At 63.1% G+C, this 14,784-nt stretch carries 13 protein-coding genes; 3 read left to right on the top strand and 10 right to left on the bottom strand.

Annotated elements, in window-relative coordinates:
- Positions 1 to 13 precede the first annotated feature (13 nt).
- The 10 genes from tssH to tssA all read right to left on the bottom strand — a co-directional run bounded on the left by tssH (position 14) and on the right by tssA (position 10,891).
- A complete protein-coding gene (gene tssH, locus F7R20_RS07115; RefSeq protein WP_003206940.1) occupies positions 14 to 2,704 on the bottom strand; it encodes a type VI secretion system ATPase TssH in 2,691 nt (896 codons plus the stop codon).
- The gene (tssG, locus tag F7R20_RS07120) at positions 2,697 to 3,749 is read right to left on the bottom strand and encodes a type VI secretion system baseplate subunit TssG (protein ID WP_003206938.1); all 1,053 of its coding nucleotides are present in this window, start codon (positions 3,747 to 3,749) and stop codon (positions 2,697 to 2,699) included. Before tssG ends, tssH begins: the two co-directional genes overlap by 8 nt.
- Positions 3,713 to 5,572, bottom strand: a complete 1,860-nt coding sequence (tssF, locus tag F7R20_RS07125; protein WP_003206936.1) for a type VI secretion system baseplate subunit TssF — start codon at positions 5,570 to 5,572, stop codon at positions 3,713 to 3,715. The genes tssG and tssF overlap by 37 nt, the downstream gene beginning before the upstream one ends.
- Positions 5,569 to 6,081, bottom strand: coding sequence for a type VI secretion system baseplate subunit TssE (tssE, locus tag F7R20_RS07130; RefSeq protein ID WP_003206934.1), 513 nt, complete (start codon positions 6,079 to 6,081; stop codon positions 5,569 to 5,571). The genes tssF and tssE overlap by 4 nt, the downstream gene beginning before the upstream one ends.
- Positions 6,075 to 6,524, bottom strand: coding sequence for a hypothetical protein (locus tag F7R20_RS07135; RefSeq protein WP_003206930.1), 450 nt, complete (start codon positions 6,522 to 6,524; stop codon positions 6,075 to 6,077). Before F7R20_RS07135 ends, tssE begins: the two co-directional genes overlap by 7 nt.
- Positions 6,521 to 6,976, bottom strand: a complete 456-nt coding sequence (locus tag F7R20_RS07140) for a type VI secretion system amidase effector protein Tae4 (RefSeq protein ID WP_003206928.1) — start codon at positions 6,974 to 6,976, stop codon at positions 6,521 to 6,523. Before F7R20_RS07140 ends, F7R20_RS07135 begins: the two co-directional genes overlap by 4 nt.
- A gap of 81 nt (positions 6,977 to 7,057) precedes the next feature.
- Positions 7,058 to 7,546, bottom strand: coding sequence for an Hcp family type VI secretion system effector (locus F7R20_RS07145; protein WP_003206927.1), 489 nt, complete (start codon positions 7,544 to 7,546; stop codon positions 7,058 to 7,060).
- A 220-nt stretch (positions 7,547 to 7,766) separates the two neighbouring features.
- A complete protein-coding gene (gene tssC, locus F7R20_RS07150; RefSeq protein WP_003206925.1) occupies positions 7,767 to 9,263 on the bottom strand; it encodes a type VI secretion system contractile sheath large subunit in 1,497 nt (498 codons plus the stop codon).
- A gap of 2 nt (positions 9,264 to 9,265) precedes the next feature.
- Entirely contained in the window at positions 9,266 to 9,772 is a 507-nt protein-coding gene (tssB, locus tag F7R20_RS07155) for a type VI secretion system contractile sheath small subunit (RefSeq protein WP_003206923.1), read from the bottom strand.
- Between the two features lie 81 nt (positions 9,773 to 9,853).
- Positions 9,854 to 10,891, bottom strand: a complete 1,038-nt coding sequence (gene tssA, locus F7R20_RS07160) for a type VI secretion system protein TssA (protein WP_003206922.1) — start codon at positions 10,889 to 10,891, stop codon at positions 9,854 to 9,856.
- 414 nt (positions 10,892 to 11,305) lie between these two features.
- On the opposite strand from tssA, the gene tagH reads away from it, so the two are divergent.
- The 3 genes from tagH (at position 11,306) to tssK (ending at position 14,781) form a co-directional block, all read left to right on the top strand.
- Positions 11,306 to 12,856: a type VI secretion system-associated FHA domain protein TagH gene (gene tagH / locus F7R20_RS07165; protein WP_003206920.1), complete on the top strand. Its 1,551-nt coding sequence runs from the start codon at positions 11,306 to 11,308 to the stop codon at positions 12,854 to 12,856.
- Between the two features lie 68 nt (positions 12,857 to 12,924).
- A complete protein-coding gene (gene tssJ / locus F7R20_RS07170; protein ID WP_003206918.1) occupies positions 12,925 to 13,431 on the top strand; it encodes a type VI secretion system lipoprotein TssJ in 507 nt (168 codons plus the stop codon).
- Positions 13,432 to 13,446: 15 nt separating this feature from the next.
- A complete protein-coding gene (gene tssK / locus F7R20_RS07175; RefSeq protein WP_003206916.1) occupies positions 13,447 to 14,781 on the top strand; it encodes a type VI secretion system baseplate subunit TssK in 1,335 nt (444 codons plus the stop codon).
- Positions 14,782 to 14,784 lie beyond the last annotated feature (3 nt).

A 14,784-nucleotide genomic window follows, 5' to 3' on the forward strand; every position in this document is an offset into this window, starting at 1 on the left:
GTGCTCCTTCGGGTCAGGCCGCGTCGCTGAAATCGTACTGCAATTCATTGTCCACGGCGCTGATCCGCACCCCGGCCAAAGCCTTGCCTTCGAGCATGCGGGTCAGGAACTCGCGGCTCATGTCCGGTAGCAGGCTGTTGGTCAGGATGGTGTCGATCATGCGCCCGCCGCTTTCGGTTTCGGTGCAACGCGAGACGATCAGGTCGATCACCGCGTCGTCGTAGTCGAAGGCGACTTTGTGGGTGCTTTCCACGCGCTTCTTGATGCGGTTGAGTTGCAGGCGGGTGATGGCCTTGAGCATCTCGTCGCTGAGCGGGTAGTACGGGATCGTCACCAGGCGGCCCAGCAAGGCTGGCGGGAAAATCTCCAGCAGCGGTTGGCGCAGGGCCTTGGCGATTTCTTCCGGCTCGGGCACGTTCTGCGGGTCTTTGCAGACCTGGGCAATCAACTCGGTGCCGGCGTTGGTGGTCAGCAGGATCAAGGTGTTCTTGAAGTCGATCACCCGGCCTTCACCGTCCTCCATCACGCCTTTGTCGAACACCTGGAAGAAGATCTCATGCACGTCCGGGTGGGCCTTCTCGACCTCGTCCAGCAACACCACGCTGTACGGTTTGCGCCGCACGGCTTCGGTCAGCACGCCGCCTTCGCCATAGCCGATGTAGCCCGGTGGCGCACCCTTGAGGGTCGATACGGTGTGGGCTTCCTGGAACTCGCTCATGTTGATGGTGATGACGTTCTGCTCGCCGCCGTACATGGCTTCGGCCAGGGCCAGGGCGGTTTCGGTCTTGCCCACGCCGGAGGTGCCGGCGAGCATGAACACACCAATCGGCTTGCTCGGGTTGTCGAGGCCGGCGCGGGAGGTCTGGATGCGCTTGGCAATCATCTGCAAGGCATGGTCCTGGCCGATGATGCGTTTCTTCAGGTGCTGGTCGAGGTTGAGCACGGTTTCCAGTTCGTTGCGGGCCATGCGGCCCACCGGGATACCGGTCCAGTCGGCGACCACCGAGGCCACGGCCTGGTAATCCACGGTCGGCAGGATCAGCGGGGTTTCGCCTTGCAGGGCGGTCAGGCGCTGTTGCAGGTCCACCAGCTTCTCGCGCAGTTGGTGGCTTTCGTTGTCAGAAGCTTCGCTGTTGTCTTCGCTGTCCACCACGCCAACGCGTTCGCGCAAGGTGGCGCGGGTGGCGAGCAGTTCGTCCACCAGGGTTTTCTCTTCGGCCCAGCGGCCTTCCAGCTCGGCCAGGCGTTCGCGCTCGGCGCTCAGCAGGGTTTCGCTCTGGGTCTGGCGGTTGCCGATGACCACGCCAATCGCGTGTTCACGGGCGATGATTTGCAACTCGGTTTCCAGCGCTTCGATGCGCCGACGGCTGTCGTCCACTTCGGCCGGTACGGCGTGCAGGCTGATGGCGACGCGGGCGCAGGCGGTGTCCAGCAGGCTCACGGATTTGTCCGGCAGCTGGCGCGCGGGAATGTAGCGGTGGGACAGCTTGACCGAAGCTTCCAGGGCTTCGTCGAGGATCTGCACCTGGTGGTGTTTTTCCATGGTCGAGGCCACGCCGCGCATCATCAGCAGGGCCTTGTCTTCCGACGGCTCGGCCACTTGCACCACTTGGAAACGGCGGGTCAGGGCCGGGTCTTTTTCGATGTGCTTCTTGTACTCGGCCCAGGTCGTGGCGGCCACGGTGCGCAAGGTGCCACGGGCCAACGCCGGCTTGAGCAGGTTGGCCGCGTCGCCCGTGCCGGCGGCGCCACCGGCACCGACCAGGGTGTGGGCTTCGTCGATGAACAGGATGATCGGCTTGGGCGAGGCCTGGACGTCTTCGATGACCTGGCGCAGGCGCTGTTCGAACTCGCCTTTCATGCTGGCGCCGGCCTGCAACAGGCCCACGTCGAGGCTGCGCAGTTCCACGTCCTTGAGGGCCGGCGGCACGTCGCCGGCGACGATGCGCAGGGCGAAGCCTTCGACCACGGCGGTCTTGCCCACGCCGGCTTCACCGGTAAGGATCGGGTTGTTCTGCCGGCGGCGCATGAGGATGTCCACCAGTTGGCGGATCTCTTCGTCACGGCCGACGATCGGGTCGAGCTTGCCGCTGCGGGCCTGCTCGGTGAGGTCGACGGTAAAGCGCTTGAGGGCTTCCTGCTTGCCCATGGCGCTAGGGGCCATGGCGCCGCTGGCTTCGCCCGGCACCGCGCCGGCATTGAAGCCGTCGCTGGCGGTCAGGGCGTTTTCCGGCGAGTCGCCGACGTATTCGTCAAACCGTTCGCTCAGGGCTTCGACCTTGACCTTGTCGAACTCCGACGACAAGCCCAGCAGTGCGTGGCGCAGGCTCGGGGTCTTGAGAATGCCCAGCACCAGGTAACCGGTGCGAACCTGGCTTTCGCCGAACATCAGGCTGCCGTAGACCCAGCCGCGTTCCACGGCTTCTTCGACGTGGGACGACAGGTCGGTGATGGACGTCGAACCCCGTGGCAGGCGATCCAGGGCTTCGGTCAGGTCACGGGCCAGGCGCGCCGGTTCGATGTTGAACTGGCGGATGATGCGGTGCAGGTCCGAGTCCTGCAGTTGCAGCAACTGGTGAAACCAGTGGGCCAGTTCCACATAAGGGTTACCGCGCAACTTGCAGAACACGGTGGCGGCTTCGATGGCTTTGTAGGCCACGCTGTTGAGTTTGCCGAACAACGCGGCGCGACTGATTTCACCCATGCTCATGGCTCCTTGAGGTCTGTGAGGTGTTGGCCTGTTCGGCGTAATGCCGGGCCAGTATTAAATCGTTGGCATCTGTTTCGGGGCGGCCCAGCCAGGTATTGAAACCCAGGCGGAAACGCCCATTGAGTTGCAATGCCGGGACTTCGGGCTGTTCCAGGACCAGGTTCAGGTCCCAGTCCAGTTCATGGCCCAGGTATTCGGCGACCCAGGCCACCAGCTCGTTGAACGGTTGGCTGCCAGGCAGCATGCCCATGTAGTCAACGAGCTTGAGTGGCCCCAGGCGAATGCGGAATTTGTGCTGGCGATCCCACACGAAGCGGCCCAGGCAGAAGTCCACGCCCAATTGATGAGCGCTGACCCCGACGCGGCTGCGTTCGGGCAGTTCCAGCCATTGGCCGACGTATTCTTCGATCTCCACCGGAAGGCCGAAGTACTCGCCGAGGATTGCCTTCAAACCGTCCGGGTAGCGGGTTTGCGCTGCCAGGTGGCCGCTGTAGTGCAGCTTCGCCGTGTCGGGAATCAACCCCTGGTTGAGCAGGCTGGGCATGCCCCGACCGCTCAGTGCCGCCAGGCGCGCCGACCAATAGTCATCGTCCGGGCGATCGTGGCTGACCGTCGGCCGCGCTTCGGCCCAGGCCCGATAAAACAGGCTGAGCAGGCGATGGTGAAACACATCGAGGAAGCGCTTGCTGGTGCTGTCGGCGTTGTTGCGCTGGCGTTCGCGCACGTATTCGGTGATGTGCAGCGGCATCGGGCCGTTGGGTCCGCCGAGGCCGAAGAAAAATTGCTCCAGGCGTGCCGGCGCACCGTCGCTGCCCGGTTGCACCGAGGCAAGGGTGGCCGGGGCGAAGGTGCATTCGGCCCGTTGCCCGAGGCGCAGCGGGTCGTCGGCCAGGCGCAGGGAATGGCCCAGGCGCGGCAGCTCGGGGGATTCGCACTCGATGCGCCGCAACGCCTGGAAGAAATCGTATTCCCAGGGTTCCTGGTGCATCGCTTCCAGGGTACTCACAGGGTCGGACGACGTCCGGGCTTGGCTTTCCATCGCATGATCTCGCCGCGTTCGGTGGTACGGATCACCGTCTCGGTAAAACTGTTGATCGACACGTAGCGTGCCAGGAAGCGCTCGAACACCGCGCCGAGCAGGAACACCCCGGTGCCGCGAAACGCGTTTTCATCGAATTCCAGGGTGATCTCCAGGCCGCGACCAAACACGATCGGGCCAGGCATCGGCAAGCGCCGGGTGCAGGCTTTGCTGCTGACTTCGCGCAGGCCTTCGATCTGCAACTGCAGCGCCGCGTCGTTGCTGTCGCCGTACAGGCGCAGCAGTTCACGCAGGGCGGCTGCGCCTTGGCCTTGTTCGCTCAACGACAAGTAGTTCAGCGACAACTGGCTGATCAGCCGCCAGGCCTTGGCGTCGTGGGCATGGCTGGCCCGTGGGCGACTGGGCCCGGCCACGCAGCGCACGGCGCCAACCGGCGCACTGTCGGCGAGGGTGAAGTCGGTCTTGCCGTTGCCCACGCTCATGAACAGCGGCAGGTCGCGGTTGGTGCACAGTGCGGTCACGCCCAGTTGGCGCAGGTCGTGGCGATAGGGCGCTTGCTGGCTGTCCACCAGGCTGACGAAGGTCTCGCTGCCGATGTAGGTCGAGCGCGGGCCGTTGCGTCGCTGGTCGCTGGACAGCACGCGCGGTTCGCGCCGCACGGTGTAATAGGCCTGGTCGCGGCCATAACGGGACGGATCGCGTACGGCGTAGAACGGCAGGAACGGTTGCTCCGGCCCGGTGCCGTGGCCGGTGAGGCCGTTCAGCGAATGCACTTCGAAATCCATCGGCCGGGTACGGTCGGCGATCACGTGGTGTTCGTTGACCCGATCCGACAAGTGAATGCGGTCCAGGCGCTTGGGAAACAGGTTGATGGCTGGGGTGCAGAACGGCAGGAACTGCGAAGCGCCGACGCTGCCTTCCAGGCTCGGATCGTGACGGTCGAACAGCACGATCAGCTCCAGCTCCTGGCCGTCGCAACGCTTGACCGCGCGGCTCAGCTGGGTGAAGTCGACGAACAGGAAACGGTGGGGCAGGGCGAAATATTCCTGCAGCAGGCGATAGCCCTGGAAGGCCCGCGGCACCACCGGCAGCGCGGCGTCGGCATCGTCGAAGCCGCGCGAGCGCAACGCATCCTGCGGCAGCCGCTCCACCCAGTCGCCGCCGGGCTTGCGGGCGAACACCGCGCAGGCATTGCCCAGCAGTTGTTCGTAGAGGCGGAAGGGCTGTTCGTCGGCACCGCTCAAGTACAGCGGCAGGTTGTCCAGGGCCAGGCTGTTGAACGGCAGTTCGGCGCCGGTGCGCAGGGTCAGGCGCAGGCCGGCCTTGGCTTTCGGTTCGCTGGCGGCCAGGCGCCCGAGCACGGCGGACGGGTTGCCGAAGTACTCGGCCTGGCTGACCTGCAACGGCCACAACGTCACCGCGTGGGCGGTGCGGTACTCGCAGCAGGTCTGGGTTTCACGCCCCAGGGCGGCACGCAGGACCGTATCGCGCGGCAGCGGGAAACCACTGCTCAGCGAGCCTTCGTCCGGGTCGGCCTGCAATTGCACCACCGTCATCGACGGCGTCGGCGCCAGGTAATGCGGGTAGGCGATTTCCAGCAGGTTGTGGGTGAAGGTCGGGTACTCGGCGTCGAGCTTGAGCTGCACTCGTGCCGTCAGGTAGGCGAAGCCTTCCAGCAGGCGCTCGACATACGGGTCGGCGCAGTCCATGCCGGACAACGTCAGCCGACTGGCGATCTTCGGGTATTCCTTGGCGAACTCCGCCGCGCTTTCGCGCACGTGGTGCAGTTCCTGGTTGTACAGTTCCAGCAGGCGTGGATTCATGAGCGTCTCCGCTGGTCGGCGTTGACCACGCGCACATGGCCGGTTTCCAGGTCCAGGTCGGTTTGCAGCATCAGGCGCAGCGGCACCGGCTGCGCCCAGAGATCGCCTTCGATCTCGAAACTCAACGCATTGTGGTTCATCTCGGCCGTCGCTCGGGCGCGCACTCGCAGGGTGTGGCGCAGGATTCGCGGTTCGAAGGTGGCAATGGCCTGGTGGATCAAGGTTTCCAGGGCCGAGACATCGACGTTCGACGCGCTGTTGCCGGCCAGTGCCGGCAGCCCGAAATTCACCACCGACGTGCCCGCCGGGGTATGCAACGTGGCATCGGCGCTGAGCAATGAGGTGGTGTTGAGCAGCCACGCCAGGTCACGCAGCACCGAGGCTTTTAATTGGGTCAGGGAGAGCACGCGCTTGTCGGCGCTTTCCTTCGGGTTGGTCGGATCGTCGTCGGTCAACCGGTCCAGCAGGGACGGTTGAAGGCGATCGCGGGTGGCAATTTCGGTTACCAAGTGAAAAGGCCCGTGTAATTCTTCTGGTCACCTGTGCCGCGCATGCAACTGGCGTTGCGCGCGATAACCGAGGGCTCGAGCTGCCCATTGATCTGGCGCACGGCGCGGTATTCGGAGCGACATTCCTGATTGTTATGGGGGCCAGCAGATACATGGACAACGATGACAATGGGCACCTTACCGAAGGTCTCGACGTGAGGTTTGCCCTGTCGATCGACCGTGAACTGGCAGGGCCAAGCCAAGTCGAGTGGCATCAGGGTCTGGTCGGGCTTGCGCAGCGCGCAGCGCGCCTGGTCGTTTTCCAGCCTCAAAGTTTGTCCGCCCATCGAGACGACCTGCTCCACCGCTACGGAGGCCGTTGTCGACGGGGATTGCTGTTGCGCACAGGCGGTCAGGCTGGTCAACAGGCAGACCACCCATATCGCGCAGTGAGTCTTGATCATACGAGCTCCCAGAACCAGATCGCTCGGGATCGATAGGCCGGATCGTCATACCCGAGGGTTAGGCCACGGTTCCAGAGGTCGATATGATCGCCGGTGCGACCTTCCGAGGCCTCTCCCACTTGCTGGAAACAATCCTTGAAGAAAATCAGGCCAGTCTTGTCTTGCAGCTTGCGTCGGTCCACGGCAGTTCCGCCGAGGATCAACGGGCGACCCAGATGATGTTTCCACAGCCAATTTGCCAATGACTCGGCCCCTCGTGCATGCCCATGGACGCACTTGGGTTCGGTATAGGTGGACTTGTTGACTTTGACGGTCAGCTCGGTGTTGAGCGTGATGCTCATGCGAATCGCGCATTGGTTTGCCCAAGGACCGTCGCAAGGTTTCGCGTCGGGATAGGTCACCAGCAAATCGGAATAGGCTTTCCACAAATTGATAAACGAAGGCTTGGCCATGACTCAGATACCACGTGGGAAAGAATTGGATTCGAGCAAGCACCAAACACCCCCGGCGCGTGGCACCGGGGGCGTGTTCGATTACACCTTGACGTTCTGACGGATGTTCCAGCCGAACTTGACCGGACCGCCTTCCTTGGTGCCGTCGGCTTTCTGTGGCTGGTAGTCCACCAGCACCTTGGCGAAGTTCAGGGTGACGTTTTCAGTCAGGCGATCATCGCCGCCCGAGCCGCCGGTGCTCAGGGAAGTGACCAGCACTTCTTCCAGGTTGATGATCATGTACTCGACCTGGCTTTCACCGCCGGCCTTGCGCACGGTCAGCTTGACCTTGTCGATGTGCTTGCCGCTGGCGCAGTGCATCATCAGGTTCGGCGACGCCTTGTCGACGTACTTGGTCAGGGACAGGTCCTGGACGTTGACCTTGCCCGCACCACCGCCGCTGCCCACGTGCATGTTGCCGGACTGGGACATGCCCCAGCTCCAGTTCAGGACATCGATCTCGTCCTTGTGGGCCTTGTCCATGGACTCGCCCTTGATGTCGCCAATCTTGATGAAAATATCAACAGCCATGTTTTCTCCCTGTGTGGTCTCTACCACATTGTTTGGTTGACGCTGACCTTGCGAAATTACACGTGCCGAACGGTTCCGATGATCTCCAAGCCACTGAAGATCGCCTGTGGGAGCGAGCTTGCTCGCGATAGCGCAGTGTCAGACATACGCATGACAACTGATCCACCGCCATCGCGAGCAAGCTCGCTCCCACATTGGCCTTGCACCGTTCAGTAAATCTTTATGCGCCCTTGGCCGAAGGCAGTTTCGATACCAGGCGCAACGACACGGTCAGCCCTTCGAGCTGGTAGTGCGGGCGCAGGTAGAACTTGGAGTTGTAGTACCCCGGGTTGCCTTCGACTTCTTCGACGATCACTTCGGCTGCAGCCAGCGGGTGCTGGGCCTTGGTGGTCTCGGTGGAGTGCGCCGGGTCACCGTCGACGTAGTTGAGGATCCAGTCCTGCAACCAGCGCTGCATCTCGTCCTTCTCTTTGAAGGAACCGATCTTGTCGCGCACGATGCACTTGAGGTAATGGGCGAAACGGCAAGTGGCGAACAGGTACGGCAGGCGCGCGGCCAGGTTGGCGTTGGCGGTGGCGTCCGGGTCGTCGTATTCGGCCGGTTTCTGCAGCGACTGGGCGCCGATGAACGCGGCGAAGTCGGTGTTTTTCTTGTGCAGCAGCGGCATGAAACCGTTCTTCGCCAGCTCCGCTTCACGGCGGTCCGAGATGGCGATTTCGGTTGGGCACTTCATGTCCACGCCACCGTCGTCGGTCGGGAAGGTGTGGGCTGGCAGGTTTTCCACTTCACCGCCGGACTCCACGCCACGGATGCGCGAGCACCAGCCGAAGTGTTTGAACGAACGGTTGATGTTCACCGCCATCGCGTAGGCGGCGTTGGCCCAGGTGTACTTGGAGCTGTCGGCACCGTCGGTGTTTTCTTCGAAGGCGAAGGCTTCCACCGGGTCGGTCTTGGCGCCGTACGGCAGGCGCGCCAGGAAGCGTGGCATGGTCAGGCCGATGTAGCGCGAGTCTTCCGATTCACGCAGCGAGCGCCAGCCGGCGTATTCCGGGGTGGTGAAGATCTTGGTCAGGTCGCGCGGGTTCGACAGTTCCTGCCACGAGCCCATGCCCATCACGGTCGGCGATGCCGCAGCGATGAACGGGGAGTGCATGGCCGCGCAGACTTTCGACAGTTCGCCCAGCAGCTCGACATCCGGTGGCGACTGGTCGAAGTAGTAGTCGCCTACCAGGCAGCCGTAAGGCTCGCCGCCGAACTGGCCGTATTCTTCTTCGTACATCTTCTTGAAGATCGGGCTCTGGTCCCACGCGGTGCCCTTGAATTTCTTCAGGGTCTTGTGCAGGTCGGTCTTGGAGATGTTGAGCACGCGGATCTTGAGCTGCTCATCGGACTCGGTGTTGTTGACCAGGTAGTGCAGGCCACGCCAGGCGCTTTCCAGTTGCTGGAAGTCGGGGTGGTGGATGACCTGGTTGACCTGGGCGGTGAGCTTGGCGTCGATGGCGGCGATGATCGATTCGATCGACTTGATGGCGTCATTGGACACCAGGTCGGTCTGCGCCAGGGCCTGTTCGGCCAGGGTGCGTACGGCCGTTTCGACGGCTTCGCGGGCGCGCTCGGTCTTGGGTTTGAATTCTTGCAGCAGCAGGGACGCGAACTCGCTGGTTTCTTCGGTTGCGCCCAGGTTTTGCACGCCTTCGCGAGCTGTATTGTCAGTCATGATCATTGGTCCTGTGCTGGCTTCGGCGCGCTCGCCAGGGCCTGCAACAGCGCTGGGTCCTTGATCGCCTTCATGATGATTTCTTCGGCGCCGGTCTTGCCGTCCATGTAGGTCAGCAGGTTGGCCAACTGGGTGCGCGCTTCGAGCAGCTTGTTCAGCGAGTCGACCTTGCGGGCCACGGCCGCCGGGCTGAAGTCGTCCATGCTTTCGAACGTCAGGTCCAGGCTCAGGTTGCCTTCGCCGGTCAGTTCGTTAGGCACATGGAACGCCACGCGCGGCTGCATGGCCTTGAGGCGCGAGTCGAAGTTATCGACGTCGATCTCGAGGAACTTGCGATCAGCCACCGCTGCCAGAGGCTCGGCGGGCTTGCCGGCGAGGTCGGCCATCACGCCCATGACGAAGGGCAACTGGACCTTCTTCTCGGCGCCGTAGAGCTCGACGTCGTACTCGATCTGCACTCGAGGCGCGCGGTTGCGCGCGATGAATTTCTGAGAACTTTGCTTCGCCACGTTGCTGCTCCTGGTCGCTTGAGCGACGGTGTTGGCGTCATCGGGGGTACCGGTGACGTGACTGCGTGATCCGTTCGCTTTTTATTCGCTGTCTGGGCCGCGCAGGTTTTCAAATTGACTCATGCCGTCGGGAATCAGGTTGCGCACAATGGCCGCGAAGTCGGCGTGCACCAGATTCTTGGCCCGGTTCAACAGCACCGGCAGCGGGCTGGAGGGCTCATGACGGGTGTAGTAAGCGAGAATCCGGTCCAGGCTGCGCAGCACGTCGTCGCGGTTGTTGATTTCGCCGCTGACGGTGCTCGTGCTGGTGTTGCGCGGCGTGCTTGGCGCGCTGGCATATTCCGTTGGCGCGGCGCTGTCGTCGCTGACGGGATCGGACAGGGCGCTGTCGCCGCTCTGCGGGGCGAACTGGCCGAGAATCTGCAGGGCCATCTTCAGCGGTTGCTTCAGCGGGCCAAGGTCCACGCCTTGGGCGGAACCGACCTGGTCGCTGACTTGCTGCTCGATGGCTTCGGCGGCGCTGCGGGCTTCCAGCAGGGCGGCACGGGTGATTTCCAACTGCTCGGGGTCGCTGTCGAGCAGGGCCCCGGCGAGCTGTTCGGCGCCGAGGTTTTCATCCGGGAAACTTTGCAGGCCGCTGGCGTTGGCGGCGGCGCGCAGGCTGACGGCACCGAAGGTCCGCGAGCGGGCCAGGATGCTCTCGCGCAGCAAGCGAATGGTGATGTCGGACGTCAGGCCGGCGAGGGCATTGATGCGCACGGTGGGGTCGTTGTCGTCCTCGGCGTCCAGGCGCGGATGCAACTCGGCCCAGTACTGCTTGAGCAGTTCGCTGATCAGCGTCAGCACACGGGCCATGCCCGGCAGGCCTTCGAGGGCCAGGGAGCTTTGCAACAGGAAATGGGTGATGCGCAGGTCTTTGCTGCGTTGCAGCAAGTCCAGGCTCTGCTGCTGGATGCTGCGCCACTCAGGAGGTTCGGCAGGCAGGATCGAATCGCCCATGCTGCGTTCGGGCTGGCCCCGGGAGTCGCGTTCCAGGCGCAAGAAATCCGCGTCATATTCCAAATCTTCACCACACGGCGAAGTCGCGGAAACGGCGGCGAGCAACAAAGGCACATCCACTTGGATCGATCTCCCTATCACCCGCTGAAGAAAGTCGGGCAGTTCACACGCAAGTTTCGGATGAAACTCACATGTTCCTTGACGGTAATGGCCCTTTAGACTTGCGCTGATCTTAAAGTGCCATCATGTATATTCAAGAAGTTGTGCATTTTTGGTGTAGTACTTATCGCTTGTCAAGGTAAGCTATTTCACCAATGTATCCCCTCTGTAACAGTTGTGATGGGCTTAACAGCCTGCCCGACCCATCGGTCGAAGCGGCAACTGACGTGGGGTTTTTGTCACGCAAGCCGGTTATGATCAGCAATCATGCTGGCAAAAAGCCGTTTCACGGCTGTTGGCAAAGGTTGCCGGCGGGTAGTCAGGGCCTGACCCCTCACCCCCGCCCGCGCGCGAAGTATTCAGCAAGGAGGCAAGATGCCGCTGTGTTTGACTATCACTAGTTATCACAAGATCACCCCAGGCCAGTGTTCTGAAAAGTCCATGGATCAGGGGGTGATGGCAATTGGCCGTAATTCCGATAATGACTGGGTATTGCCGGACCCTGAGCGCCTGGTTTCCGGCAAACATTGCGTTATCCAATACAAAGACGGGCGTTATTATTTAACTGATAACAGTACTAATGGTGTGGAATTGGTCAAGGCCGGTGTTCGCCTGCGCAAGGGCAACAGCGAACCCCTGCAAGACGGCGAAGTGATCCGCATCGGTGATTATGAGATCCAGGCGCGCGTCGATTTCAGCCTGCCGGTCACCGACAGCAACCCGTTTGCCGAATCGCCCAGCAGTTTCGAGGCCTTGATGGGGCGCCAGGGCGCAGCGGTGCATACGCCGTCGCCGCTTCATACGCCATCGCCGATCCAAGCGGCTCCGCCTGCGCATTTCCAGGGCGGGTCGGCCATGGATACCCTGCCGGACCTGTTCGATTTCTTGACCCCAGCCAGTGTCCCGCCGGCCACCCAGCCTGACCATGTGCCGGCCGAGCAGCACAACTTCCGCCCGCCGACGCCAATTCCCCGGCCGAGCCCACCGCCCGTGGTGGAGCCGGTGATACCGCCGTCTGCCTCGGTGATTCCGGATGACTGGGATCCCTTCAGCGATAAGCCGGTTCCGGTGGCGGTAGCCCCGCAGCCCGTGGCCCCGCAGCCGGTGCCGCTACCACCTGTGGTTGAGCCGGTCGCGTCGCCTGTCCCGCAGGCCCCGCTCGTCGACATTTTTGCTGAAATCAGCGCACCGCCGCCGGCACCCGTGCCCGAAGCGTCGGTCACCCGCGTCGAGCCCCCGGTCGCACCTCCAGTTGCTCCAGTTGCTCCAGTTGCTCAAGTTGCTTCGGTCGCTCCAGTTGCTCCGGTCGCTCCAGTTACCCCGATCGAGGCCAACCAACCCGATTTGCTGCAAGCCTTCCTGCGCGGTGCCGGGCTCGATCAGTTGCGCCTGGACAAGGCCAACGCCGAAGCACAGATGGAAAGCATCGGGCGCAGTTACCGGTTGATGGTCGAAGGCCTGATCGATGTCTTGCGCGCCCGCAGCAGCCTCAAGGGTGAGTTCCGCATCCAGCAGACGATGATCCAGCCGGTGGAAAACAACCCGCTGAAATTCGCCCCCAATGTGGATGAAGCCTTGCTGTTGCTGTTGCGCCACGGCAACCAGGCGTTCATGGCCCCGGACGCGGCGGTGCGTGACAGTTTCGATGACTTGCGGGCCCACCAACTGGCGGTGATGGCCGGCGTGGAAGCGGCCATCAAGCATTTGCTGGGGCGTTTCGAGCCGGCGCAACTGGAAGAGCGCATGGCCAAGCCCGGTGGGCTCTCGGGTATTTTCAGCGGCTCGCGACAGGCCCAGTACTGGCAGCAGTTTACCGAGCTCTACAGCAACATTTCCCGGGAAGCCCAGGAGGATTTCCAGGACCTGTTCGGTCGCGAGTTCAGCCGCGCCTACGAAGAACACAGTACGCGACAGCGACGCCGCTAAGCGGCGTCGTCCCATAACAAGATTGATCGGCACACAACGGATAGCTCAAACGTCATTGAGGACGCAGGATGATTCCCAGGTTTTTACTCGCAGTCGCCACCGTGCTTCTGCTGACGGCGTGCGCCAAGGATGCGGCCAACCCCCAGCCCGAAGAAGCTGAGGCCGACACCGCCGCCATCGAGCTGCACTTTCACGCCATTGCCGGCCTCAACCCCGGCGCCACCGGCCAGCCGGCCCCGGTCCGGGTGCGCATTTTCGAACTGAAAAATGCCGCGACCTTCGGCCGTGCCGATTATTTCGCCCTCGCCGAACGGGCCCAGGCAACGCTGGGCGCCGACCTGATCGACCAGGACGAGGTGCTGATCCAGCCCGGCCAGCAACTGAGCCTGCAACGCGACCTCGACCCGGCCACGCGGCATATCGGAATACTGGTGGGCTATCGCGAGCTGGACCAGTCGCTGTGGCGCACGGTGATGAACGTCCCGGCGCGCGAATACACCGAATACCAGATCAGCCTCGATGTGCGCGCCGTGCGCAGCGCCGTCGTCGTCCCCCCATCCAGCCCTGCCCAATAAGCAATCGGAGCCCCCATGTCCTGGAACAATCGCGTGGTCTGGTCGGAAGGCATGTTCATTGGAACGCAGCACTTCCAACAGCATGACCGTTACCTGGAAAACCTCATCGACGCACGCAGCCGCCCGTTGTCGGCCGGCGCCTGGGGTTTTTCCGAATTGCTGATCGACCAGGGCCTGCTGGCCCAGGGCAAGCTGGCGATCATCTCGGCGCGCGGCCTGTTGCCGGACGGTACGCCCTTCAACATTCCCCAGGATGACCTGGCACCAACCCCGCTGAACGTCGACGACAACCTGCGCGATGGCCTGGTGTACCTGGCCTTGCCGCTCAAGCGCGCCGGCGCCCGGGACACCGTGGACGAAGGCGAAGACCTCGGCGCTGCGCGTTATGTGAGCCAGGTGTGCGAAGTGCGTGACGACAACGCACCGTTCGAAAACCGCGCACCGGTGGCCCTCGGCTCACGGGCGCTGCGGCTGTTGACCGAACAGGATGGCATCGGCGACTACGCCGCCATCGGCGTGGTTCGCATCAAGGAAAAGCGCGCCGACCGTGCATTGGTACTCGACGACGCCTACATCCCGCCGCTGTTGGATGTGATCGCCTCCAAGCCACTGGCGGCGTTTCGCAGCGAACTGCTGGGCCTGCTGCATCAACGCGGCGAAGCCCTGGCCGGGCGGGTAGTGGCGTCCGGCGCCGGTGGCGCCTCGGAAATTGCCGATTTCATGCTGTTGCAACTGGTCAACCGCGCCCAGCCGCTGATCCAGCACCTGAGCCAGTTGAGCCCGCTGCATCCCGAGCGTTTCTACAGCGAGCTGGTGAGCCTGGCCGGGGAGTTCTCCACGTTCACCGCGTCCGGGCGCCGACCGCAGCAATACCCGCCTTACCAGCACGATGACCTGGCGCTCAGCTACGCGCCCGTGATGCAGGCCCTGCGCGAAGCCCTGTCGATGCTGATCGACAGCAAGGCGACGCCAATTCCGATTGTCGAGAAAGCCTACGGCATCCACGTGGCGATGCTGGCCGACAAGACCCTGCTCGACAGTGCCAGTTTCATCCTGGTGGTGCGCGCCGACGTGCCGGCCGAGACCCTGCGTGGCCGCTTCGGCCAGCAGAGCAAGGTCGGTTCGGTGGAGCACATCCGCGACCTGGTCAACCTGCAACTGCCGGGCATCGGCCTGCTGCCGTTGCCGGTGGCGCCACGGCAGTTGCCGTACCACGCCGGCTCCACTTACTACGAGCTCGACCGGGGCAGCGATCACTGGCAGCAACTGAGCAACTCCGGCGGCTTTGCGTTCCACATCGCCGGCCAGTTCCCAGGGCTGAACCTGGCCTTCTGGGCGATCCGAGGATAAGCC

This window comes from Pseudomonas brassicacearum subsp. brassicacearum, assembly GCF_008801605.1.
GTDB lineage: Bacteria > Pseudomonadota > Gammaproteobacteria > Pseudomonadales > Pseudomonadaceae > Aquipseudomonas > Aquipseudomonas brassicacearum.